We start from the raw sequence: 24,042 nt of genomic DNA on the forward strand, positions 1-24,042 counted from the left end.
TATTTAGGAGCAACTTTATATAAAATATCAATTTTTTTTCACCGGAAAATACATCTAAATTTAAGGATCGACAATAAAACCACTTTTTAACCTAAAAATTACACAAATGAAAAACAAACTCTTAATAACCTTAGTTTTTTCTATGGTTCTCTTAATGGGGTGCCATCAAAATGATATTAAAGGAGATGCTCCTGTAGAAAAAGGAAAATGCCCATTTGGTTTTTCTTCAGAAGGACCCTCAGGAGGACTTAATGTAAGTAATGATGGTAAAACCAACAGAGATTGGTGGCCTAATCAACTTGATTTAAGTGTTCTTAGACAACATTCATCCCAATCAGATCCTATGGGAGCAGGTTTTAATTATGCAGAAAAATTTAATAGTCTGGATTATGATGCGTTAAAAAAAGATTTAACTGCTTTAATGACAGATTCTCAAGATTGGTGGCCAGCCGATTATGGTCATTACGGAGGTCTATTTATTCGTATGGCTTGGCATAGTGCAGGAACGTATAGAACAGGTGATGGACGAGGAGGTTCACGAGAAGGACAACAACGTTTTGCACCTCTTAACAGTTGGCCAGATAATGGAAATTTAGATAAAGCGAGAAGACTCCTTTGGCCAATTAAGCAAAAGTATGGTAGTAAAATTTCTTGGGCAGATTTAATGATTCTCACAGGAAATGTAGCCTTTGAATCTATGGGCTTTAAAACTATTGGATTTGCAGGAGGTAGAGAGGATGTCTGGGAACCAGCAAGTAATGTATATTGGGGGCCAGAGGCTAAAATGTTAGATGATGAACGATATACGGGAGATCGCGAATTAGAAAAACCTTTGGCAGCAGTTCAAATGGGACTTATATACGTTAATCCTGAAGGACCGAACGGAAACCCAGATCCGGTGGCAGCAGCTATTGATATAAAAGAAACATTTGGACGAATGGGGATGAATGATGAAGAGACTGTTGCACTTATTGCAGGAGGTCATACATTAGGTAAAACCCATGGTGCAGCTAGTGGCTCAAATTTAGGAGCTGCACCAGAAGAAGCTAGTATTGAAGAACAAGGATTTGGATGGAAAAACGCACATGGAACGGGAAAAGGGAAAGATGCCATTACATCTGGTTTAGAAGTTATTTGGACAGCTACACCTACAAGATGGAACAATACCTTTTTTGCTAATTTATTTAATTTTGAATGGGAGCTTACTAAAAGTCCAGCAGGTGCTCATCAATGGCAAGCAAAAGATGTAGGAGAAGTATTTCCCGATGCATTTGATTCAGAAAAGAAACATAAGCCAACAATGCTTACTACGGATCTCTCGTTACGATTTGATCCCGTATATGAAAAAATTTCAAGGAGATTTCTAGAAAACCCAGAAGAGTTTAATGCAGCTTTTGCAAGAGCATGGTTTAAATTAACACATAGGGATATGGGGCCTAAAACCACCTATCTTGGACCAGAAGTTCCTAAAGAAGAATTTGTGTGGCAAGATCCAATCCCAACTGTGGATCATGAACTTATAAATGCAAAAGATATAGCAGATTTAAAATCAACTATTTTAGATTCTGAACTTACTATAAGTGAGTTAATTTCTACATCTTGGGCGTCTGCATCAACATATCGTAATTCGGATAGGAGAGGAGGAGCTAATGGTTCGCGTATACGATTAGAACCTCAAAGAAATTGGGAAGTTAATAATCCTAAACAGTTAAATAAAGTTTTAACGACTTTAGAAAAAATCCAGAGTGATTTTAAAGCAAAAGGAAAAAAAGTGTCTATTGCAGATCTGATAGTTTTAGGAGGCGCTGCAGCGGTAGAAGAAGCAGCAAAAAAAGCTGGTTACCCTGTAAAAGTTCCTTTTACTCCTGGACGTATGGATGCACTACAAGAACAGACAGATGTAGCTTCGATGGCATTGCTAGAACCAATGGCTGATGGATTTAGAAATTATCTAAAAACTAAATATACTTTAACAATAGAAGAGTTACTTGTAGACAAAGCGCAATTATTAACTTTAACAGTGCCAGAAATGACTGTTCTTGTTGGAGGTATGCGTGTGCTAAACACTAATCATGACAACTCTAGACACGGTGTTTTTACCAAAAGTCCGGGAACGTTAACAAACGATTTCTTTGTAAATCTTTTAGATATGAGTACCGAATGGAAAGCTGTATCTGATGCCAAAGAAAAATATGAAGGAAGAGATAGAGGAACAAATGAGTTAAAATGGACAGCTACACGTGCCGATCTTATTTTTGGTTCTAATTCAGAATTAAGAGCGTTGGCAGAGGTTTATGCCAGTAATGACGCAAAAGAGAAGTTTGTAAAAGATTTTGTAAGCGCTTGGACAAAAGTAATGACACTTGATCGCTTTGATTTGAATAAGTCTTAACCTTTTTAAAAATCGCAACTTATAATAGTCCCACTTTAGTAAAACTGTAAAGTGGGACTATTGTTTTATACCAATACTTCTTTCGATATTAGATATAGAATCATTAGTGACATAGGGTTGTCATTATTGCAGATTATTTTTGCATTATGTTCTAAATTTTAAACAATAATGTACTATGAAACATGAATGGAGAAAAAAAGAAAAAGAGATTTATTTACCTAAAAATAAACCTGAAATAATAGATGTGCCAACATATCAATTTCTTGCAATAGAAGGTGAAGGTAATCCAAATAGTGATGAGTTTTCTGAATATATTGGTGTGTTGTATGCTGTTTCATATGCCATAAAAATGACACTTAAGAAAGAAAGAAACAGTAAAGATTATAGAGATTATACAGTATATCCTCTTGAAGGTGTTTGGGATATAAATGAAGAAGCCAAGAAAAATTTTGATGGAAAGATCAATAAAAACGATTTAGTTTTTAAATTGATGATTAGACAGCCTGATTTTGTAGAAAAAATCTTCGTTGAAGAAATGATTGAGTTAACTAAGGTTAAAAAACCACATAGATTTTTAGAAAATATAAAATTTGAAACTATAGAAGAAGGAAAATGTGTTCAAATGATGCATTTAGGAAGTTATGATAATGAATTAGATAGCTTTAAAATTATGGAGTCTTTTGCTGAACAAAAAAAACTTTGTAGGCTTTCTAAAATACATAGAGAAATTTATGTTTCTGATTTTAGAAAAGTAGCTCCAGAAAAATTAAAAACTGTATTAAGATTTAGGGTTACATCTAAATGATTTTTTTAAGGATTTAATCAAAAAACAAGTAACAAATCAAAAAGATTTCTAATCAAGTAAACTGTTTAGAAATCTTTTTGATAATTTTTAAGAAATGATTTTGTTTAAATAGTATTCAAAAAACCTTTTACTGCGGCCCAATATTCTTTACTATCCGGAAATTTATCCCATAAGGCTCTTGCCCCATGATTACCTTTAGTCTTAGGAAGAAAAGATTGTTTCTTGTTAGAAGGAATAGCATCGTAGATTCCCGACCAACTTTCTTTTTCATTTTGTGCAGAAGTAATAAATACGGGTGCTTTTATATGACTAGCACTTTTAGTAATAAATTTTTTATCTCCAAAATATTCTCCAGGAGAAAATGATAATGCAGCATCGATAGCATCAGGATAATCTCCAGCATATTTTAAAACAAGGGCAGAAGAATATGAACTCCCCCAAATAATGAGCTTTTTAGGTTTATATGTTTTTTTTACATAAGCTACAGAAGCTTCTAAATCTTGAAAAGCATCAACATAAGCAGTTTTCTTACCTTTCTTTTTGGCTAAGGCATTAGTTTCATTTTGAACACCATTAACACCACCTCCGGATCTCTGGTCTACAGCTAAGCATTTATAACCAAGTGCATTTAACTTTGGAGCAATTTCTTTATATTCTCCTCGACTCCAACCAGCTTGATGAAAAAGAATTATAAATGCATCACTACCTTTTGCGTCATACAAATCTGCAGTGATAGTAATTCCATCCTTAGCGTCATACTCAACTTTTTGTTGACTATAGCTATATATTGTTAAAAATAGAAGCACTGATGTTAGTAAATGTTTCATCCAAAAAAATGTTTTTAGTATTAAAATAATTCATGCTCAAAATACTAAATATTGTAGTTAATCAATACTTCTAAAGGTTTTTTAAGTATATTTTATAAGTTTAAGAGTCGGTTATATAAAGGAATAGTAATAATACATCATACGATCATAATTGAGATAGTGCAATTATTTTATAAAGACTTTAGAGGAAATATTACTTTTTGGAATTAAGACCAACAATTTTTATCATTTCACTTCCATTAGTTATTGCCAAGTCAATCGTATGATGGTCAGTCGAATTTATATGTTTTCTAAAATCATCAAAAAAATCTGGGTTTAGATTTTTAATTTCTTCAATAATTTCGTCTTTTAAATCTCGGCTTAACTTCTGAATCTCTATAGATTTTGTATTAATAGTTTCGTTGATTGGATTAACTTTTGCTATTAATACTGTTAGATCGTATGCAGCTTCTCCTTCTAAAAAGAAAATACCTCTAAACATTTCTTCTCCAGAGTAATACTCTTGTATTGCTTCATTATTATTGCCATAGCTTATCAAGAAAATACTTGTGAATAAAGTACTTAAAGCGATAATGGTTTTTATGTTTAAACTTTTCATGACATTTTGGTGTAAGAGTTATTTATAACAGCTCGATATGTTATCCAATTTCTAACTTTTATTGAATATCACAAATATCAAAAGAAGAGTGGTGAAAAAATATTACATCATATTTCATGCATAGAAATGATACCACCATTTCTAAAAATAAATGATAAAACTAAATAGAGAGGAGATATTGATCGGGATAGATCAAAAAGTAATAGTTGTTTTCTAAATAAAATAAGCAGAAGAGATATATAATAATATGCCCTATAGATTAGGAAAACTTTTGAAAGAATTTTATAGCAACTGTACTAGTAAGATACTTTTAAATAAAATTTATGTATTTAAAGATAAGCCTATCAAAATAGAATTAAAGATAACTAATTCTATTTTGATGGGCTAAGAGACATAAAGATTTTAATTACAACGGAATATTACCGTGTTTTCTATTGGGTCGATCTATATGTTTGTCCTCAAGCATGCTAAAGGCTTTGAGTAATTTTCTACGCGTATTCTGGGGTAGGATTACCTCATCGATAAAGCCTCGTTGCGCTGCTCTATATGGATTCGCAAATTTATCGGCATATTCGGCTTCTTTCTCTGCAAGTTTAGCTTCTGGATTATCTGCAGCCTTAATTTCTTTTCTAAAAATTATTTCACTTGCCCCTTTTGCACCCATAACAGCAATTTCTGCAGAAGGCCAGGCAAAGTTAAGATCTGCTCCAATATGTTTAGAGTTCATTACATCATATGCTCCTCCATACGCTTTACGAGTAATCACAGTTACTTTAGGTACTGTAGCTTCACTAAGAGCATATAGTAATTTTGCACCATGTATAATAATACCATTCCATTCCTGATCTGTGCCAGGTAAAAAACCAGGAACATCTACAAGTACTAGTAAAGGGATATTAAAACAGTCACAAAAACGAGTAAATCGCGCTGCTTTTTTCGAACTGTTAACATCTAATACTCCAGCCAGAAACATAGGTTGGTTGGCAACTATTCCAACGCTTCTTCCGCCTAGACGGGCAAATCCAACAATAATATTTTCGGCATAATCTTTATGAATTTCGTAGAAAGAATCTTCATCTATAATACCCTCTATGACATGATGCATATCATAAGGTTTATTTGGATTATCAGGAACAATATCTGATAAAACATCGCGTACCTCATCGGTTAAAGTATATGGTAGTTTTTGAGTATTCTCCAGATTACTTTGTGGTAGGTAGCTTAATAGTTTTTTTACATCTTCTAGACATTCAACATCATTACCAGAAGTTACATGAGCTACTCCAGATTTAGAAGAGTGCGTACTAGCACCACCTAACTCTTCTGATGTTACTTCTTCATTGGTAACCGTTTTTACAACATTAGGACCTGTTACAAACATATAACTAGTATCTTCTACCATTAACGTAAAGTCTGTCATAGCAGGTGAATATACAGCACCACCAGCACAAGGTCCCATAATAGCTGAAATTTGTGGAATCACACCTGAAGCCTGTACATTTCTATGAAAAATATCTGCATAGCCTCCTAGAGATCTAACTCCTTCTTGGATTCGTGCTCCACCAGAATCATTAAGACCAATAAGAGGAGCTCCCATTTTTACCGCCATATCCATAATTTTACAGATTTTTTCGGCATGAGTTTCAGATAATGCACCACCAAATACAGTAAAATCTTGAGCAAAAATATACACTAACCTTCCTTCAATAGTACCATAACCTGTAATTACACCATCTCCGTAATAGATTTCTTTTTCCATTCCAAAGTCGGTAGTACGATGTGTTACTAGGATACCAATTTCTTCAAAAGATCCTTCATCCATTATATATTCTACACGCTCACGGGCTGTTAGCTTTTTCTTTTCATGCTGTTTTGCGATACGTTGTTCACCTCCACCTAATTTGGCTAGAGCAATTTTTTCTTCTAGTGTTTTTATTTTTATGTCCATAAGTTTAGTGAATTGGTAAGCGTAATGTTTCCTGATCTTTTAAATATTGTTTCATGGCAATCATTGCTGCAATTTTTGCTTCTTCCTCCATTTCTGCTTTTAATATATCAGGAGTATAATGTTTTTTTACGAAGTGCGTGTCAAATTTTCCGGATCTAAAGGCTTCATGTTCGCATACAAATTTTCCAAAAGGAAGTGTGGTTTGTACACCACTAACACGATAATCACCAATTGCTTTTATCATAAGTTCTATAGCCTCTTCTCTTGTTTTGCCATAAGTGATTAGTTTTGCTAACATTGGATCGTAGTAAATCGGAATATCCATTCCTTCTTCAAAACCATTGTCGACACGAATTCCTTCTCCTTTGGGAATTTGATATTGATCAAGATGCCCAACACTAGGTAAAAAATCGTTTAACGGATCTTCGGCATAGACTCTTAACTCTAAAGCATGCCCATTGATTTGTAAATCTTGTTGTTGAATAGGTAGTTGTTCACCCCTTGCAACTTTTATTTGTAACTCAACAAGATCAACACCAGAAATAATTTCGGTTACGGGGTGTTCTACCTGTAAACGTGTGTTCATTTCTAGAAAGTAAAAATTGTTATTTTCATCAAGTAAAAACTCTACTGTTCCAGCTCCACGATAATCACATGCTTTAGCCACTTTTACGGCTGCTTCACCCATTTTGGTTCTTAACTCTGGAGTGAGTACTGCAGAGGGAGCTTCTTCTACCACTTTTTGATGACGTCGTTGTACACTACATTCTCTTTCAAATAGATGAATGACATTACCATAACTATCCGCCATAACCTGTATTTCGATATGTCTTGGTGAAGCTACATATTTTTCAATAAAAACAGAGCCATCACCAAAAGCTGATGTAGCCTCACTGATAGCGCGATTCATTTGTGATTCGAGGTCGCTTTCTTTTTCTACAACACGCATTCCTTTTCCTCCTCCTCCAGCAGAGGCTTTTATCAGAATAGGAAATCCAATCTCCTTAGCGATTGCTTTGGCTTTAACGGGGTCGGTTATAGCTTCATCTATACCGGGTACCATAGGAATATCATACGCTTTTACTGCTTCTTTAGCGGCGAGTTTGCTTCCCATTACTTTTATGGCCTTTGATTTTGGCCCTATAAAAATGAGGTTGTTTTCTTCTACTTCTTCTGCAAAGGTTGCATTTTCACTTAAAAAACCATATCCAGGATGTATACCATCAACATTTAATTGTTTGGCTACTTCAATGATTTTAGAACCTAATAAATAAGATTGATTAGATGGAGCTTCTCCTATGCAAACAGCTTCATCTGCAAATTTTACATGAGGAGCATTTCGGTCTATTGTTGAATATACGGCAACCGTCTTAATACCCATTTTTTTGGCAGTGGTCATTACTCGAATAGCAATTTCACCTCTATTTGCAACTAGTATTTTTTTCATATACACATATATTAGAGTAGGTAACTCTATTTAAATACCCATGAAGGGATATGATTATTCAAACTCTATTAATAATTGTCCTTTTTCGACAGCATCACTTTTATCGGCAGCAATGGATTTGATGACTCCATCTCTAGGAGAAAGAATAACATTTTCCATTTTCATGGCTTCTAGGATGAGTAAAGGATCATTTTCTTTTACTTCTTGGCCGATTTCTACCTGAATATCTAGTAATAATCCAGGCATTGGTGCTTTTATAGCATTTACTTGTTTAGAAGATCCAACAGAGAATCCCATGGCCGCAATCTGTAAATCTAATGTATTGGCAATATCAACATCATAGATAGTATTATTGATCTTAATACTGTAATTCTTAGTATTAAAATTATTCGTTAAAACTTCTGCGTCATAAGATTTAGAATCCTGTAGTATATGATATGTTGTTGAAGAGGTCTGCAATGCATCAATTTTTGATATATGATCATCAGTAAAGTCGACCTCAAAAGTTTTATTTACCTTAACTTTATAAGTAGTACTCATATTAGTAGTTTGTTTATTACATAAATTCTGGTGATAAATTGAACCATTTCTTACGGAAAAAACAAATTAATTATGAATTTATTGAGACTTGTGTATTATTTAAATTTATCAATAGTGAGGTTTTGTTGTAAAAGATGTTAACGAGGTACTACTATTAAATATCTATATTTACCTTATTTATTAAGCGCGTTCGAAACTTATGTCATTCATAGATGGTTTTATAATAGGATTAGGGATGATTATTTTTATAGGTCCTGTATTCTTTTTGTTGTTAAACAGTAGTCTACAGTTTGGAACCAAAGCAGGTACAGCAGTGGCTTTAGGGATTATAGTTAGTGATATACTATGTGTATTGCTTTGTTATGTTGGGCTATCATCTTTTCTGACGGCAAAAGGAAATCAATTTTGGATAGGGGTATTAGGAAGCATTATCATATTTGGTTTAGGGATTAATTATTTACTAAAAAAGGCAGTACTTAGTAATGAACCTATAGTAAATGCAAAAAATATCGGAAAGTTTTTTTTAAAAGGATTTAGTGTGAATTTTTTTAACCCTTTCGTTTTTATAATTTGGATTGGAGTTTATAATTACGGTGAACATAAATATGTAGAAAACTCCTCTTTATTCTTTTTTTTATTGGCAGTTTTATTAGGTATTCTTACTACAGATTTAGTAAAGGTATTTTTATCCAAAAAACTCAAAAAAATTCTATCAGTAAAGCGACTAACACTATTTTTTAGAATAACAGGAATTCTTCTTATAGTGTTCTCTATTAGGTTATTGTATTTGGTTTGGTGAAGCGTAATATTAGATTTTTTTATATTTGATAAACAACATATATCAATTATTTAACTAAAATTTAATTGATATTATAAACTAATCAATATGGAATTTAATTTTTTAATTACGGCTGTCGCAGCAATTATTCCGACAGTTTTAGGCTTTGTTTGGTATAATCCAAAGGTTTTTGGAACTGCTTGGATGAATGCTTGTGGTTTTACCGAAGATGATCTAAAAGGAGGTAATATGGCATTGATTTTTATCTTATGTTATGTGTTTAGCTTCTTTTTAGCGTCTACAGTAAATGTCTTGGTAATTCATCAATTTGGTTTTTTTTCATCTCTTTATGGAGAACCTGGATTAACAGAAGTGGGTACAGAAACATATCAGTATGCACAGGACTTTATGACAAAATATGGAGATAATTATAGAACTTTTAAACATGGGGCCTTGCATGGTACGTTAGCAGGGATATTTTTTGTGCTTCCTGTATTAGGAACAAATGCAATGTTTGAAAGAAAAGGATTTAAGTATATAGCAGTAAATGTTGGGTATTGGACTGTTTGTCTTGCTTTGATGGGAGGTGTTATTTGTCAATTTGCTTAAATCATTATCAGATATAACATAAAAGAATGCCTGAGTATATTTAGGCATTCTTTTACGATTTGTTACCCAACATGCGAGCAAACAGTTTTTTTAATAGTGGGGAAGCCTCATCTGTATTTCGACCTCTTTCTTTTGCCTGTAAAATTCCCTCTTGGTCATAAAACAATTCATAGCTAAATACAAAACGTTTGGCAGTATCACCCATCCCCAATTGTCCAAATCGAAGATCATTAAAATATACCTTATTATCTTTTTTTTCTATAGTATACCAACCCTCAGATAAGTTAATCAATCTTGGTAGTAATGGGTCATTTTTCATTTTACCCAACAAGTGGTGGTTTTTAGGGAACTCAGAAAAAGTGATATTGTCATCTTTATCTAGTAATGAATAATAACCAATTAGAAATGAATCTTTAGTCTCTATATTCGCTGTCCATAAAATACTATTTAGCGGTGTTGGTTTAGTCTGAATCTCTTTGTATTCAATATTTTGATTCTTCAGACTAGCCTGGAACTTATAATAAGTATTCCATTTTAAACCTAAAGTAACCAGCATATAGATAGAGCTCATATATAATCCTATTACATTAAATTTTCTTCTTTTAGGGTCTGAACGTTTGTAACGCATTGCTAATATTAGAAAAACTAAGAAAGGAATTGTATACAAAGGGTCGACAACAAAAATATTTTTAAAAGAAACTTTATATGCAAATGGCCAAAATAGTTGGGTTCCCCATGTAGTAAATGCATCCAGTAGTGGATGCGTAAATAGACCAAGAAACATTAATTTGGTCCAATCTTTCCAATTTGCTTCTTTATTCTTATATATTTTACTTATTAACCAACCAAATAATGGAGCGGCAAGTAAACTAAACACTATAGAGTGTGAAAAACCTCGGTGAACCTCATTTGCAGTAACATTATCTACAAAAAACTTTGATAAAACGTCTAAATCCGGTATTGTTCCGGCAATAGCTCCCCAAAGTATCGCTTTATTGCCTACTTTTTTTCCAAGAGTAGCTTCAGCAATAGCAGCGCCTAATACGATCTGGGTTAATGAATCCATATAAAATTAGTCTATCTGAAGTTTGAAAGGGTTTCTTATTTCATATTCACTAGGAGAAATAAGTTCTACAAGAGGTTTTAAAATGGTATTTGAAATAGAATTTCCGTGTCTCACATACAATTTCATTTCTACAGGTTTGGCACCAACACAACTCTTTATAATCTCGGCAGTTCTGCCTAATCTAAGCTCATTAGTGTTTTCTTTTATAGCCAAATCGACATAATCATATAACATTCTTTGATAAATATCATATTTCTTATTGTACGTGTAGTCGATACCGATATGATTAGCTTCGATAGCATCACCAAGAATAAAGCTTGTAGTAAAACCGACTAATTTATGGTTTAAAAAATATCCTTTAAAAATAAACGAATTACCTAAATTTTGTTTTAGATTTTTAAAAGTAGTAGCCTTTAATTTTCCTATTTTAAAATCTGCTTTTTCAATTACAGATAAATATAATTTATCAATGTCTTGGCTATAGTTATCTATATCTTCAAAAGAAAAATCTTGAACAACAATTTCTTCAGAATTCTTAAACACTTTTTTTACACGAGTTCTAAACTTAGTACGCATACTAGCAAGGTAATTCTCGAAAGTTTTCCAGTTTTGATCTATTGGTAAAACCATGTTAACATCAATATTAAATTCTCTAAAGTCATGCTCTTTGATATAATCACTAGAGTTAAAGGATTTCGGCCAAAACTCTTTTAAAAGAATAAAAGATGGTTTATCAGAATTTTCAGATTTACGTATATCTCGTAAAGCTATAGATAAACTCTCAAAAGCTTCATTCGCTTTTACATAACTCGGATTGTACATAAAACCATGTTCACCACAAGAAAATAAATTACCACAGATCAATACTCCTACATCAAGGTTTTTAAACAATGTATTTTTTATAGTATCGCTAATATTACAAGGAAATTCGTTAAAATTTAGTTGGGCAGAATTAAATTTAATAAGTTGTGTTACAGCCAGAGCAACAGGAACTTTGTTTTGATAAAATAATATATATTTAAACTTAATAGTCTCGGCAAGAGTTTCCTCTAAGGTCTTTAAGTAAATTAACGAAAAGAAAATAGTGTTTTTAGAGTTGACCAAATTCCATTTGCCAGTTGGCACATCAGTAGTATGATTATGGATATCATACGTTAAAGATGTGGTCTTACATATATTTTTTATTTTTCCAAGCATAAATCCCTTACGATTCTAATATCAGAGCGATAATCAAATCAAACTCAAAATTACATCTATTTTTTAGAGTCTTCATTAAAAGTTTGTGAAAACTACATATTCGTTAGACGATAAAAGTGTTTTTTTGTTTCATAAGTATTTGATTTTAAAGTTATTTATTTTTCCTCTTTACCGTTAATTTTGTGATTTTAGACGAAAACTTTTTAATTATACATAATTTAACACATAAATATCACTCAAATTTATTTTCTTTATAGTGTAATTGGAAAAACTTATGGGAGTAGTAGTTAATTGTGTCTTATTGATAGATGATGATAAGGCCACAAATTTCTTTAATGAAAGAGTTGTAACAAAACATGATGGTTTTCAGCAGGTTAATACTGTTCAAAGCGGTATTGCAGCTTTAGAATATCTCAATGATGTAGAAAAAAACAAAAAAACAAAGCCCGATCTTATTTTTTTAGACATTAATATGCCCGCTATGAATGGTTGGGAATTTTTGATTGAATTTTCTAAGTTGAAAAAAGAACTTACAGAAGGAATCAAAGTAATTTTATTATCAACTTCATCCAATCCTGATGATGTTCGAGAATCTTCAAAAAATCATACAGTAAATGATTTTATAAATAAACCACTATCTCTAAATATACTAGATAGTGTATTGCAGAATCATTTTTCACAATAAGACAATATCTAATATGAATTTCTTTAAAAATAAATGTTGTTTTTAATTATATGTTTATTCAATAGTTAAATTGTTTTATATAATTGATTTGAGGTATTCAAATAATTGTTTTTTAATTATTTTTTGATGAATGTTTTCCAAGGAAAACAGAATCTTTTAAACTGATTTTTGTGCAAATAGTCGAATAGTTACTATAAAAAACAGTATTTTTAACAAATGATTATTAATTGTTTATCTTATTTCGTAAGTGAGAATTAACGTACTTAAAATGTACATTATTCTTTAGGTAGAGATTGGCTTTTTCAGATAAACAATTTGTTATAAAATTGGTAAACACAAATCGATGAAAAATAAACTAAAAAAAGTTTTGTTAGTTGATGATAGTCAGTCAACAAATTTTTTCAATAAGGTGATCATTGAAAAATCAGATGTTGCTGAGGAAATTAGTATTGCCAAAAATGGAATTGAAGCATTAGAATATCTACACTCAGGAAATATTCCAGAAATTATTTTTTTAGACCTTAATATGCCCGTAATGAATGGGTGGGAGTTTCTTATCGAGTATCAGAAACTTGATAAAGGGATGAAGGGTTCAATAATTATAGTAATGCTAGGAGCTTCTTTGAATAAAAAAGAAGAAAACTTTATCAAAAGCATCCCAGAGGTAAAAGAGTCTAGAGAAAAAATGCTTAATAAAGAAATCGTAAATGATATCATGAATACTTATTTTATAGAATCTATATCAGTTACCCCTTCTAATTAATTTTAAACAGAATGTATTAGTACTTTGAAATAGTTAAAAATAATATATTTTCCCCCTAGAGATTTTTTTTAAAAGCTAAATATATAAACACATCAAAACACTGATAGAAAACACACGAAGTATTTTTATAATTCAAGACAAATTATTTTTTACGATTATATTTTTTTCTTGTTTTATAACTGGGATTTATTCACAATCCAGAGCTGTTATTTTAGGTAATGTTTCTGATCAATTTGGAAATCTTCCTGGAGCGCGAATTGCGATAGAAGGAACAGATTATAAAACCACTACAGATGTAAATGGAAATTACACCTTTAATGTTAATGAAGGAGAATATATAGTTAATGCAGCCTTTGTAATGTATACTACAATTTCTAAAACTGTAGAGGTTAAAGTAGGCGATACGATCAAAGTAGATTTTATATTACAAGCTGGTTTTTCTATGGATCAACCAGTTTCTTTAGGATCTAGGGCTAAACCAAAATCATTACTTAAAAATACAGCTGCCGTTGATATTGTGTCTCCACAACAAATTACCAGTTCATCTCAGGTAGAGCTAAGCCAGATTTTACATTATTTAATACCTTCTTTTCATTCTACACATCAAACTATTGCAGATGGTACCGATCATATAGATCCAGCTACACTTCGAGGGTTAGGTCCTGATCAGGTATTAGTATTAATTAACGGTAAAAGAAGACATAATAGCTCTTTATTAAATGTTAATGGTACTGTTGGTAGAGGATCTGTTGGAACAGATTTTAACGCAATACCGGTTGCTTCTATAGAACGAATAGAAGTGCTAAGGGATGGAGCAACCTCTCAATACGGTTCTGATGCGATTGCAGGTGTTATCAATATTATTTTGAAAAAACAGACAGAAATTATTCAAATTGATAATCGAGTGGGTATAACAACTCAAGGAGATGGTTTTACGTTATATTCAGCAGCAAATTTTGGACTAAAAATTGGAAATGAAGGATTTGTAAATATTACAACAGAGTATAGAGAAAGAGAAGCGGTTAATAGAGCGGGAGATTATACAGGAACAGTTTATTCTGATGATCCTATAGAAGAGGAAAGGTTATTACAGGAAAACAATTTTTTTGGACAAACCGGATATTCTGGTCGACAAGTCATGGAAATTGGTAGTGCCGAAACTCAAAATCTTGGACTTTCATTTAATGCGGAAATGCCAATTTCTGACCACGCAACATTTTACTTAAGAGGAGGACGAAATTATAGAGAAGGTAAAGCAAAAGGTTTTTATAGATTTCCTAAAGATCAAGATAGAGTAGTATTAGAATTATATCCAAATGGTTTTTCTCCAGAGATATTAACGGGAATACAAGATGATGGTATTTCTGGTGGAGTAAGAGGAGTTAAGAATGAATGGAATATTGATTTTAGTCATACGATAGGAATAAATCAATTAAATTATACGGTTAATAATTCTAATAATGCATCTCTCGGAGTGGCGTCACCTAGAACCTTTTATGCTGGTGGTTTTTTGTACAATCAAAATACAACTAATCTTGATATTTCAAGAAGTTTTGATTGGGCTAGTGGTTTAAATATCGCATTTGGAACAGAGTTACGAGTAGAAAATTATCAAATCATAGCCGGAGAAGAAGCCTCATATGTTAACGGCGGATCAACATTTATAAATGAATTAGGAGATGAACTGCCAAGATCTGTAGGAGCTCAAGTATTTCCTGGGATTCGACCAGAGAACGAATTGGATCGATTTAGAACAAATAGTTCGGGTTATCTTGATATTGAAGCAAACATAACCGAAAAACTATTAGTAAGAGGAGCAGCTAGATATGAAGCATATAATGATTTTAAAGGTCAAGCTATATGGAAATTATCTGGACGGTATAGAATTCAAGATGAATTAAGTGTGAGAGCCGGTTTTACTACTGGTTTTAGGGCGCCTTCTTTACATCAAGTGTTTTTCCAAAATATTAGTACTCAATTTATCAATGGAGAAAGTATTCAAGTAGGTACCTTTAATAACGAAAGTGCTGTTGCTGCAGAAGCTTTTAAAATAGGAAAGTTAAAGCCAGAATTATCTAAACACTTTAGTGCTGGTTTTAGTGGAAAGTTTAATGAAAATATTACTTTTTCTTTAGATTATTATCTAATAAATATAGATGATAGAATAGTGCTTTCTGGACAATTTGCAGAAGGATATGAAGCTATTTTAGAACCATTTGGAGTAGGAGCTGCACAGTTTTTTACAAATGCTATCGATTCTAAAACAACAGGTTTAGATGCTGTTTTGTTTTTTAAAACTCCTTTAGCCCAAGGTGAATTTAGTGCATCTTTAGGGGCAAACATTACAAAAACTAGAGTAAAGAATGGTATTAAAGTATCCGAAGCCTTAATAGGGCAGGAAAATATTTTATTCAATAGAGAAGAAATAGCGAGAGTAGAATCGTCGCAACCAAACTTTAAAGTGAATTCTTTCTTTTCATATGATATAGATAAATTTAATTTTCAGATGACAAATACTGTTTTTGGAGAAGTTAAATTTATGCATCCTAACGATGGCAATCCTGACAATTGGGTATTAAATGAATTTAGTGGCGCTATAGAATCAAGAGATCAGCTTTTTTCTCCTAAATTAGTTACAGATATGGGTGTTTCTTACCAAGTTAATGATTATATTAAATGTACTATAGGTGGAAACAATGTCTTCAATGTTTTTCCTGATAAACATACGCACTCTGCTAATACAGATGAAGGTAATTTTACGTACAGTAGGAGAGTACAACAATTTGGCGTATATGGAAGCAATTATTTTGTAAGGCTATTACTTAGATTATGATTTTTAATTTTAAAATTATATCATTTATTAGGATTCATTTATCTTTTATGTGTTTGTGTTTTTTGACTGTGTTGTTTTGTTATAACAGTCAAGCTCAAGAAACTAATGAAGAGGTAAAAAGGCTGCAAAGAGGAATTTTTATCTTCAATTTTGCACAACAAGTTAGTTGGCCAAATTTAGATGAAGAATCTTCTTTTAAAATAGGAGTATTAGGCCCTGATCATACAGTTATTGATCTTCAGGCTATGGCGCAGAAAAGAAAAATTCATAACAAACCAGTTCAGGTAGTACGATTTAATTCTATTCGACAAATTAAAGATGTCCAACTACTATATGTAAATAACAAGTACAATTACACTATTGGTTATATACTTAACAAAATCTCAAAAAAGAACGTTTTATTAGTTACAGAAGATTATAATTACAATGCTTCTATGATTAATATGGTTGCAGTAGGAAACTCTTTTGAATATGAAATTAGTTTAGATCGTATTCAAGGAGAAGGGTTTGCGGTAGCTCCTTCCTTAAAAAGATATGCCATTAGTTCTTCACAAAAATGGAAGCGATTATATAAAAAGACCGAAAAATCGCTAAATGAAGTCCAAGAAAAAACAGAAGAACAAGAAAATATTATTAAAAATAAGGAAGAGGTAATTGAATATCAAAATAGAAAGATTACAAATCAAGAAAAGGAAATAGGAACAAAGGATCAAGAAATTACTGAACGTAAGAACAAAATAATTAATCTATATACAGAAAGTCAAATACAGCAAAAAAAATATAAAGAGAAAGAACAGATAGAACTAGAACTAGAGAAAAGCATTAAAGAGCAGATTACATTTATTAAAAATCAAGAAGCAAAAATTGAAAAAAGTAATCAAGAGATACAGAAACAACAGGACTTTCTTAAAGAGCAAAGTAAGCAGATTAAGCAACAAGACGAAATTTTAACACGACAGAATGTAAGGCTTAGCACACAAAAAAAGATTAACTCATTACTCATTGCCCTTATTAGTCTTATTCTTTTAGGAAGCTTTTTTATTTATAAAGGATATTTAGCAAAAAAGAAGTTTAATATCGAATTAGAAAAAAAGAATCAGGCTATTTATGAGCAATCGTTAGCATTAGAAGCTAAAAATAAAGAGTTAGAACAATTTGCATATATAGCTAGTCATGATTTGCAAGAACCACTTAACACAATTTCTAGTTTTATTGGTTTAATAGTCGAGGATTACGGAGATCGTATTGATAGCGTTGGGAAAGAAAGTTTAAACTTTATACAAGATGCTAGTTTACGAATGAAGAATTTGATAGACGCTCTGCTGGAATATTCTAGATTAGGAAGAGGAAAAGAATACGCAAAAGTAGATACAAACAATGTTCTTGCAGATTTAAAGGCAGATTTAAAAAGTGTTATCGATAAAGAAGAAGCAAAGATTACAATAGGAAAACTACCTACTGTAACCGGTTCTGAAATAGAACTTAGATTACTATTTCAAAACCTTATTAGTAATGCCATTAAGTTTAGAGCAGATGGTGTTGTACCTGAAATCAAAATTTCTTGTAGCAAGAAAAACAAATCTAAGAATCAACAAAATGACTTTTGGCAATTTGCTATAAAAGATAACGGTATCGGAATACCAGAAGAGCATAAAGAACGGATATTTGCTATTTTCCAACGATTACATTCTCGAGAACAATATCAAGGAACGGGTATAGGGTTGGCACATTGTAAAAAAATAGTAGAATCTCATGGCGGAGAAATTTGGTTGACCTCCAAAGTAGGAGAGGGAAGTACTTTTTATTTTACGATACCCCTTTCATCATCACAATAAATTCGTTATTTATTTATGTGTTTATATTTATAAATTTAAAGTAGAGATTTATAAATTTCAAGAATGAACTATTCAAGATTAGATTAATTCTGATTAATTTCCTTTTCAGTTAAATACATAAATTAAATTTCAAGTAATGAAAAAAAGAAAAGAAATTAAGACATTAAAACTTCAAAAAGAGGTTATTTCAAAACTAAAATTACAAACCATAAAAGGAGCAGGAGGAGGATTAAGTCGTATTGAAGTTTGTAACTCTGCGCAGGGAGAATGCCCTCATATACATTAAAGTATTATTAAGATAATAAACTTTTTGAGTAAAAAATGGGAGAAGTCATGACTTCTCCCATTTTTTTGTAGGATTAAATCTATCTTAAATAAAAAAGATATAGGTAGCTTTAATACTATAATTCTCGCACCCAAATATTTCGATATTGTACTAGATTACTATGATCTTGTAATTTAATAGGGCCCTTATTATGAGCTTCGTTTTTTGGAGGGCCGATATATTCTGTAGAACCTAAAATTTCAACATGATCTTGTACCAAAACACCATTATGAATTACAGTAAAAGTACCAGATTTGATCTTTTTTCCTGAACTATCAAATTCAGGTTCATGAAAGATAATATCATAAGTTTGCCATTGATCGGGAGCTTTGGTAGCATTTACTAAAGGAATGTGTTGTTTATATATAGAAGTGGCCTGACCATTCGAATATGTGCGATTTTGATAACTATCTAGTATCTGAACTTCATATTTATTCTGAAAAAAAACACCGCTATTACCACGTCCTTGTCCTTCGCTTTCAACACTATCGGGAGCGCTCCATTCTAGGTGTAACTGAATACTACCAAAGTCTTGTTTCGTTTGTATATCACCAGCTCCAGGTTTTACGGTCATAGTTTGATCAGCATTAATTGTCCAGCTAGCAGGAGTAGCATCTTTTGAAGATATCCAAGCCTCTAGATTTGTACCATCAAATAACACTAGTGCATCAGAAGGAACGTTATTTTGGTTGAAAGAAACAGTTTTTGGTTCTGGATCCCAGACTTCGGTTTCTTTAGGATCAGTAATTTCCTTTTCTTGTATTACTGGTTTTGATTCTTCTTTAGGATTCTCAATCACCGCTGTTTCTGTTTTTTCTTTACAAGAACAAATAACAATTGTAATGAGTAGGTAGTATGTTAATTTTTTCATGATATTTTTTTCGCTTTTTATAAACGTTCTAGATTCCCAATATTTTTTTTAGCATATCTTTATTGGTACTTGCTCCCGCAAAATCATCAAAAGTCTTTTCGGTAGCTTCAATAATATGATCTTGTATGAATTTAGCTCCTTCTCGTGCTCCCTGTTCAGGAGATTTTATACAACATTCCCATTCCATAACTGCCCATACATCGCAACCGTATTGTGTTAGTTTAGAGAAAATAGTTTTAAAGTCTATTTGTCCATCTCCTAAAGAGCGATATCTGCCAGCTCTATCAATCCATTCGCTATAACCTCCAAAAGCCCCTTTTTTTCCTGTAGGATTAAACTCAGAGTCTTTTACATGAAATGCTTTGATAAATTCATGATAGTGATCTATATATTCAAGATAGTCTAATTGTTGTAATACGAAATGACTTGGATCATAAAGGATATTTACACGTTTATGATTTCCGGTAGCTTCAAGAAATCGTTCAAATGTAACACCATCATGTAGATCTTCACCAGGATGAATTTCATAACATACATCTACACCATTTTCATCAAAATGGTTTAATATAGGAAGCCAACGTTTTGCTAATTCTTCAAATCCCATTTCTACTAATCCAGCAGGACGTTGTGGCCATGGGTGCATGGTATGCCATAATAATGCACCAGAAAAAGTAGCGTGTGCTTTAATTCCTAGGCGATTACTTGCTATAGCTGCATTTTTAACTTGTTGCACCGCCCATTCAGTACGTTTTTTAGGATTGTTTTTACAATCATCCGGAGCGAAGTTATCAAACATAAGATCATATGCTGGGTGCACAGCGACTAATTGCCCTTGTAGATGTGTTGATAATTCTGTTATTTCTAAGCCATAATCTGCGATCTTTCCTTTTAATTCGTCACAATAGGTTTGACTATTTGCAGCTGTGTCCAGATCAATCAATCTAGTTTCCCAGGTAGGTATTTGAATTCCTTTGTAACCTAAATCGGATGCCCATTTACAGAGTCCATCTAGAGAATTGAATGGAGGATTATCATCCATAAATTGTGCTAAAAAAACAGCAGGCCCTTTAATGGTTTTCATTGCTCAGTATTTTTTATGATTTTTTATTTCAACAGTATGTTCTAACTTTTTAATGTTACCCAACTGGCATTATTCGAACTACTTTCTACAGCTTTATAAATGAAATTCATACCTCGTACTCCATCTTGAACTGTTGGAAAATCAGGAAGAGAAGAAGGGGAGTTTCCTTGTTTTACATGGTTTAGCTCCTTAGCAAAACTTCGGTAAACAGTGGCAAAACCTTCTAAATACCCTTCAGGATGTCCGGCAGGAATACGCACATATTCAGACGCCTCTGGATACCCGCCATTACCTCCTGGTGTATACGTTTGTTTAGGTTGGTCTAACCATTTTACAACCAGTTCATTTGGGTTTTCTTGATGCCAGTCAACACTTCCTTTTGTCCCATAAATTTTAATGGCTAATCCATTTTCCTCACCAGTGGCAATCTGAGAAAATGTCATAGTACCTTTAGCACCATTTTCAAATCGTAGTAAAATATTACCGTCATCATCAAGTGTTCTTCCTTCTCCAAAAGCAGTAAGATCAGCTGCAAGTTCTTTAATATGAATCCCTGACATATATTCAACTAGGTTTTCAGCATGAGTGCCTATATCTCCAAGGGCACCGCCGATTCCTGATCGTTTCGGGTCTACACGCCATGCTGCTTGTTTGTGATCTGTTTTTTCTACAGCAGAAGAAAGCCAACCTTGTAAATATTGAACATTAATTTTTCTTATAGTACCTAAATCTCCTTTGGCAATCATGGCTTTAGCTTGTTTCACCATAGGATATCCTGTATAATTATGAGTTAAAGCAAAAACTTTACCGGTAAACTGTACTATTTTTTCCAGTTCGATAGCTTCTTCCATGTTTAAAGACAATGGTTTATCACAGATCACATGAAAACCATGTTCTAATGCCATCTTTGCAGGGGGGAAATGCATGTGATTTGGAGTTACAATAGCTACAAAATCCATTCGTTCATCTTCAGGAAGTTTAGCCTCTGCTTTAATCATTTGCTCATAACTACCATATGCTCTGCTTTTTGGTATACCAATAGCTTTTGCAGAAGCAATACTTTTTTCTTCGGTACTTGAAAAAGCACCACAAACTAACGAAATCATTCCATCTAAACCAGCTGCTTTTCTATGTACATCTCCTATGAAAGAACCTAATCCTCCACCTATCATTCCCATTTTTAATCGGGTCATATCTTTTATTCTTTATATTCTATTTTTTCATTTTTGAAGAAAACGGCGAAGAGTATCATCACCGCTGCTGCAAATATAGCTGGGAAAGTCCAGATACTTATCCAATCATGACCTTCTCCTACAATATTTGCATCTGTTATTTTTCCTGCTACGTAAAAACCGATAAGCATTCCTAATCCATAAGTGGCTAGGGTGATTAAACCTTGAGCGGCACTTTTAAATTTCTCACCAGCCTTACTGTCTGTATATATTTGGCCCGAAACAAAGAAAAAATCATAGCATATGCCATGCAATGCAATTCCTGTAATAAGCATAAACACTAGTTCTCCCGAATTACCATAAGCAAATAGCAAATAGCGTAATGCCCAGGCTAACATACCTACTAGTATGGTTTTTTTGAAACCAAACTTTTTAAAGAAAAAGGGTAGTAGTAGCATGAAAACGACTTCTGAGGCTTGACCAATGGTCATTTTTGCTGCTGGGTTTGGAACTCCTACTTCACCCAAAAATTGGCCAGCATGCTGATAATAAAATGCTAAAGGAATACAAATAAGAATAGAGGCAAGAAAAAAGAACAAAAAATTTCTGTCCTTTAAAAGTTTTATGGCATCTAACCCTAGAATATCAGAAACACTAATACTTTGATTTTTATCAACTTTAGGAGGTGTTTTAGGCAATGTAAAACTAAATATACCAAGAACAGCAGAAGCTATTGCTGTCATTAAAAATGTATTTTTTAGCATTCCATTAGCTACTGCATTTTCAGAATCCCAATGAAAAACGTAACTAATCACCAAACCAGCGACGATCCATCCTATAGTGCCAAATACTCTTACAAAAGAAAATTCTTTGGCTGGATCTGTCATTTGATTAAAAGATACAGAATTAACTAGCGCTAATGTAGGCATGTATGCAATCATATATCCTAGTACATAAGGATAAAATGCGCTAAAATCTGAGGCATTAGCCATTTGATACATTAAAAAGGCACCTATAATATGTAAAATACCAAGTATTCTTTCTGCATTAAAAAAACGATCTGCCACTAATCCAATAATAAATGGTGCAATAATAGCTCCCCAAGATTGGGTAGAGTATGCCATTGCTGTTTCGGCACCACTTGTATTAAGTGTGTTGGGTAAATATATCCCCATGGTTACAAACCATCCTCCCCAAATAAAAAATTCTAAAAACATCATCAACGATAGTTGAAACTGGGCTATCTTATTCATAAATGGTTAGTTAAGTTGTTTAGCGGCATTGATTAATAAATCTCGAGTAGCTATTATTCCTTTGATTTCTTCAAGTTGCTCTCCTTCATATTCGACACCAATAAAACCCTTATATCCTGCTTTTTTAACAATGTCGAGCATTTTTTTATAGTCTATTTTTGTTTCATTACCTTGGGCATCAAAATCATGAGATTTAGCACTTACGGCTTTTGCATAAGGCATCATTTCTGCTACTCCTTTATATTTAGGGTATTCCTCGATACAACTAGCTCCCCATCGCACTCCGTCTTTACGTTTTAGACAAAAGTTTCCAAAATCGGGTAAAGTACCACAATTGGGTTTGTTTACTTTTTTCATGACTTCAATTAATAAGGATGCATTGGAAGAAAGGTACCCATGGTTTTCTACAATTACGTTAACATCTTTTGATGCTGCATAATCTGATAGTTTGCTTAGACCGTCCGTAGCAACATCTACCCATTTGTTCGGATCATTTGTACCAAATAAATTTACTCTAATAGAATGGCAACCTAAAAACTTTGCGGCATCTACCCATTTTTTATGTTTTTCGACAGCTTCATTTCGTTCATTCTCATCTAGTACAGCAAGATCTCCTTCGCCATCTACCATGATAATTAGATTTTGCATTTTGTACTGTTTACTTTTTGCAAGTAAGACCTCTAGTAATTGTTGCATTGCCTTTTTAGGGTCAGCATCTTTTTTGAGATCCTCTGCATATAACTGACTTACATATTCAACTCCTTCAAAACCTAATTCACTAGCTTTTTGTGCAAAATCTTTAGGATCAATTTCTCCAGACTGCATAGCTTTATGCAGTGACCATTGTGCTAAGGATAGTTTAAAAAAAGGTTTAGCTATTGTTTTCGAAACTTCTGTTACAGGTTCTTTATCGGTATTTTCAACTTCGATTATTTCTTTGGTTTTTTGTTTACAAGAGCCTAAAATCATTAGTAATATAAGCCCATTAATGATGGTTTTGTGCATGGTTATTGTTTT

The 24,042-nt window shown here is 32.6% G+C and carries 21 protein-coding genes; 9 read left to right on the forward strand and 12 right to left on the reverse strand.

Annotated elements, in window-relative coordinates:
* Positions 1-154: 154 nt before the first annotated feature.
* Positions 155-2,392: a catalase/peroxidase HPI gene (katG, locus tag D1816_RS00650; protein WP_118500804.1), complete on the forward strand. Its 2,238-nt coding sequence runs from the start codon at positions 155-157 to the stop codon at positions 2,390-2,392.
* A 175-nt stretch (positions 2,393-2,567) separates the two neighbouring features.
* The gene (locus D1816_RS00655; RefSeq protein ID WP_118500805.1) at positions 2,568-3,197 is read left to right on the forward strand and encodes a GyrI-like domain-containing protein; all 630 of its coding nucleotides are present in this window, start codon (positions 2,568-2,570) and stop codon (positions 3,195-3,197) included.
* A gap of 104 nt (positions 3,198-3,301) precedes the next feature.
* On the opposite strand, the gene D1816_RS00660 is transcribed toward D1816_RS00655, so the two are convergent.
* The 5 genes from D1816_RS00660 to D1816_RS00680 form a co-directional block, all read right to left on the reverse strand.
* Positions 3,302-4,024 (reverse strand): alpha/beta hydrolase, encoded by a 723-nt coding sequence (locus D1816_RS00660; RefSeq protein ID WP_118500806.1) that lies wholly within the window; start codon positions 4,022-4,024, stop codon positions 3,302-3,304.
* Positions 4,025-4,217: 193 nt separating this feature from the next.
* Positions 4,218-4,622: a hypothetical protein gene (locus D1816_RS00665; protein WP_118500807.1), complete on the reverse strand. Its 405-nt coding sequence runs from the start codon at positions 4,620-4,622 to the stop codon at positions 4,218-4,220.
* A 406-nt stretch (positions 4,623-5,028) separates the two neighbouring features.
* Positions 5,029-6,570 carry an acyl-CoA carboxylase subunit beta gene (locus D1816_RS00670; RefSeq protein ID WP_066311088.1) on the reverse strand — a complete coding sequence of 514 codons (1,542 nt, stop codon included), beginning with the start codon at positions 6,568-6,570 and terminating at the stop codon, positions 5,029-5,031.
* 4 nt (positions 6,571-6,574) lie between these two features.
* Positions 6,575-8,017: an acetyl-CoA carboxylase biotin carboxylase subunit gene (gene accC / locus D1816_RS00675; protein WP_118500808.1), complete on the reverse strand. Its 1,443-nt coding sequence runs from the start codon at positions 8,015-8,017 to the stop codon at positions 6,575-6,577.
* 54 nt (positions 8,018-8,071) lie between these two features.
* On the reverse strand, positions 8,072-8,557 hold the full coding sequence (locus D1816_RS00680; protein ID WP_066311084.1) for an acetyl-CoA carboxylase biotin carboxyl carrier protein subunit: 486 nt from the start codon (positions 8,555-8,557) through the stop codon (positions 8,072-8,074).
* A gap of 199 nt (positions 8,558-8,756) precedes the next feature.
* On the opposite strand from D1816_RS00680, the gene D1816_RS00685 reads away from it, so the two are divergent.
* Positions 8,757-9,356, forward strand: coding sequence for a LysE family translocator (locus D1816_RS00685; protein WP_118500809.1), 600 nt, complete (start codon positions 8,757-8,759; stop codon positions 9,354-9,356).
* Between the two features lie 87 nt (positions 9,357-9,443).
* The gene (locus tag D1816_RS00690) at positions 9,444-9,944 is read left to right on the forward strand and encodes a DUF1761 domain-containing protein (RefSeq protein ID WP_066311073.1); all 501 of its coding nucleotides are present in this window, start codon (positions 9,444-9,446) and stop codon (positions 9,942-9,944) included.
* 52 nt (positions 9,945-9,996) lie between these two features.
* Here D1816_RS00690 and D1816_RS00695 read toward each other — a convergent pair whose 3' ends face one another.
* Positions 9,997-11,010, reverse strand: a complete 1,014-nt coding sequence (locus tag D1816_RS00695; RefSeq protein ID WP_118500810.1) for a metal-dependent hydrolase — start codon at positions 11,008-11,010, stop codon at positions 9,997-9,999.
* A 6-nt stretch (positions 11,011-11,016) separates the two neighbouring features.
* Positions 11,017-12,207, reverse strand: coding sequence for a hypothetical protein (locus tag D1816_RS00700; protein ID WP_118500811.1), 1,191 nt, complete (start codon positions 12,205-12,207; stop codon positions 11,017-11,019).
* Positions 12,208-12,481: 274 nt separating this feature from the next.
* On the opposite strand from D1816_RS00700, the gene D1816_RS00705 reads away from it, so the two are divergent.
* From D1816_RS00705 to D1816_RS25490, 5 genes are all read left to right on the forward strand, one after another.
* On the forward strand, positions 12,482-12,892 hold the full coding sequence (locus D1816_RS00705; protein WP_066311060.1) for a response regulator: 411 nt from the start codon (positions 12,482-12,484) through the stop codon (positions 12,890-12,892).
* Between the two features lie 343 nt (positions 12,893-13,235).
* Entirely contained in the window at positions 13,236-13,655 is a 420-nt protein-coding gene (locus D1816_RS00710; RefSeq protein ID WP_066311058.1) for a response regulator, read from the forward strand.
* Between the two features lie 184 nt (positions 13,656-13,839).
* The gene (locus tag D1816_RS00715) at positions 13,840-16,488 is read left to right on the forward strand and encodes a TonB-dependent receptor domain-containing protein (RefSeq protein WP_240338697.1); all 2,649 of its coding nucleotides are present in this window, start codon (positions 13,840-13,842) and stop codon (positions 16,486-16,488) included.
* A 47-nt stretch (positions 16,489-16,535) separates the two neighbouring features.
* Positions 16,536-18,323, forward strand: coding sequence for a YfiR/HmsC family protein (locus D1816_RS00720; RefSeq protein WP_158597741.1), 1,788 nt, complete (start codon positions 16,536-16,538; stop codon positions 18,321-18,323).
* A gap of 136 nt (positions 18,324-18,459) precedes the next feature.
* Positions 18,460-18,609: a hypothetical protein gene (locus D1816_RS25490; protein ID WP_157766032.1), complete on the forward strand. Its 150-nt coding sequence runs from the start codon at positions 18,460-18,462 to the stop codon at positions 18,607-18,609.
* 115 nt (positions 18,610-18,724) lie between these two features.
* Here D1816_RS25490 and D1816_RS00725 read toward each other — a convergent pair whose 3' ends face one another.
* The 5 genes from D1816_RS00725 to D1816_RS00745 are packed head-to-tail and all read right to left on the reverse strand — an operon-like array spanning position 18,725 to position 24,030.
* The gene (locus tag D1816_RS00725) at positions 18,725-19,519 is read right to left on the reverse strand and encodes a DUF1080 domain-containing protein (RefSeq protein ID WP_118500814.1); all 795 of its coding nucleotides are present in this window, start codon (positions 19,517-19,519) and stop codon (positions 18,725-18,727) included.
* Between the two features lie 28 nt (positions 19,520-19,547).
* A complete protein-coding gene (locus D1816_RS00730) occupies positions 19,548-20,600 on the reverse strand; it encodes a sugar phosphate isomerase/epimerase (protein ID WP_066311047.1) in 1,053 nt (350 codons plus the stop codon).
* Between the two features lie 41 nt (positions 20,601-20,641).
* The gene (locus D1816_RS00735; RefSeq protein ID WP_118500815.1) at positions 20,642-21,793 is read right to left on the reverse strand and encodes a Gfo/Idh/MocA family protein; all 1,152 of its coding nucleotides are present in this window, start codon (positions 21,791-21,793) and stop codon (positions 20,642-20,644) included.
* 5 nt (positions 21,794-21,798) lie between these two features.
* Positions 21,799-23,025 (reverse strand): nucleoside permease, encoded by a 1,227-nt coding sequence (locus tag D1816_RS00740; protein WP_118500816.1) that lies wholly within the window; start codon positions 23,023-23,025, stop codon positions 21,799-21,801.
* Positions 23,026-23,031: 6 nt separating this feature from the next.
* On the reverse strand, positions 23,032-24,030 hold the full coding sequence (locus D1816_RS00745) for a sugar phosphate isomerase/epimerase (protein ID WP_118500817.1): 999 nt from the start codon (positions 24,028-24,030) through the stop codon (positions 23,032-23,034).
* Between the last annotated feature and the right edge of the window lie 12 nt (positions 24,031-24,042).

It is taken from the genome of Aquimarina sp. AD10 (assembly GCF_003443715.1).
Classification (GTDB): Bacteria; Bacteroidota; Bacteroidia; order Flavobacteriales; family Flavobacteriaceae; genus Aquimarina; species Aquimarina aggregata.

Coding starts and splice junctions, on each gene's coding strand:
- katG (WP_118500804.1), top strand. CDS start 155: ATGGGGTGCCATCAAAATGATATTAAAGGAGATGCTCCTGTAGAAAAA.
- D1816_RS00655 (WP_118500805.1), top strand. CDS start 2,568: ATGAAACATGAATGGAGAAAAAAAGAAAAAGAGATTTATTTACCTAAA.
- D1816_RS00660 (WP_118500806.1), bottom strand. CDS start 4,024: ATGAAACATTTACTAACATCAGTGCTTCTATTTTTAACAATATATAGC.
- D1816_RS00665 (WP_118500807.1), bottom strand. CDS start 4,622: ATGAAAAGTTTAAACATAAAAACCATTATCGCTTTAAGTACTTTATTC.
- D1816_RS00670 (WP_066311088.1), bottom strand. CDS start 6,570: ATGGACATAAAAATAAAAACACTAGAAGAAAAAATTGCTCTAGCCAAA.
- accC (WP_118500808.1), bottom strand. CDS start 8,017: ATGAAAAAAATACTAGTTGCAAATAGAGGTGAAATTGCTATTCGAGTA.
- D1816_RS00680 (WP_066311084.1), bottom strand. CDS start 8,557: ATGAGTACTACTTATAAAGTTAAGGTAAATAAAACTTTTGAGGTCGAC.
- D1816_RS00685 (WP_118500809.1), top strand. CDS start 8,757: ATGTCATTCATAGATGGTTTTATAATAGGATTAGGGATGATTATTTTT.
- D1816_RS00690 (WP_066311073.1), top strand. CDS start 9,444: ATGGAATTTAATTTTTTAATTACGGCTGTCGCAGCAATTATTCCGACA.
- D1816_RS00695 (WP_118500810.1), bottom strand. CDS start 11,010: ATGGATTCATTAACCCAGATCGTATTAGGCGCTGCTATTGCTGAAGCT.
- D1816_RS00700 (WP_118500811.1), bottom strand. CDS start 12,207: ATGCTTGGAAAAATAAAAAATATATGTAAGACCACATCTTTAACGTAT.
- D1816_RS00705 (WP_066311060.1), top strand. CDS start 12,482: ATGGGAGTAGTAGTTAATTGTGTCTTATTGATAGATGATGATAAGGCC.
- D1816_RS00710 (WP_066311058.1), top strand. CDS start 13,236: ATGAAAAATAAACTAAAAAAAGTTTTGTTAGTTGATGATAGTCAGTCA.
- D1816_RS00720 (WP_158597741.1), top strand. CDS start 16,536: ATGTGTTTGTGTTTTTTGACTGTGTTGTTTTGTTATAACAGTCAAGCT.
- D1816_RS25490 (WP_157766032.1), top strand. CDS start 18,460: ATGAAAAAAAGAAAAGAAATTAAGACATTAAAACTTCAAAAAGAGGTT.
- D1816_RS00725 (WP_118500814.1), bottom strand. CDS start 19,519: ATGAAAAAATTAACATACTACCTACTCATTACAATTGTTATTTGTTCT.
- D1816_RS00730 (WP_066311047.1), bottom strand. CDS start 20,600: ATGAAAACCATTAAAGGGCCTGCTGTTTTTTTAGCACAATTTATGGAT.
- D1816_RS00735 (WP_118500815.1), bottom strand. CDS start 21,793: ATGACCCGATTAAAAATGGGAATGATAGGTGGAGGATTAGGTTCTTTC.
- D1816_RS00740 (WP_118500816.1), bottom strand. CDS start 23,025: ATGAATAAGATAGCCCAGTTTCAACTATCGTTGATGATGTTTTTAGAA.
- D1816_RS00745 (WP_118500817.1), bottom strand. CDS start 24,030: ATGCACAAAACCATCATTAATGGGCTTATATTACTAATGATTTTAGGC.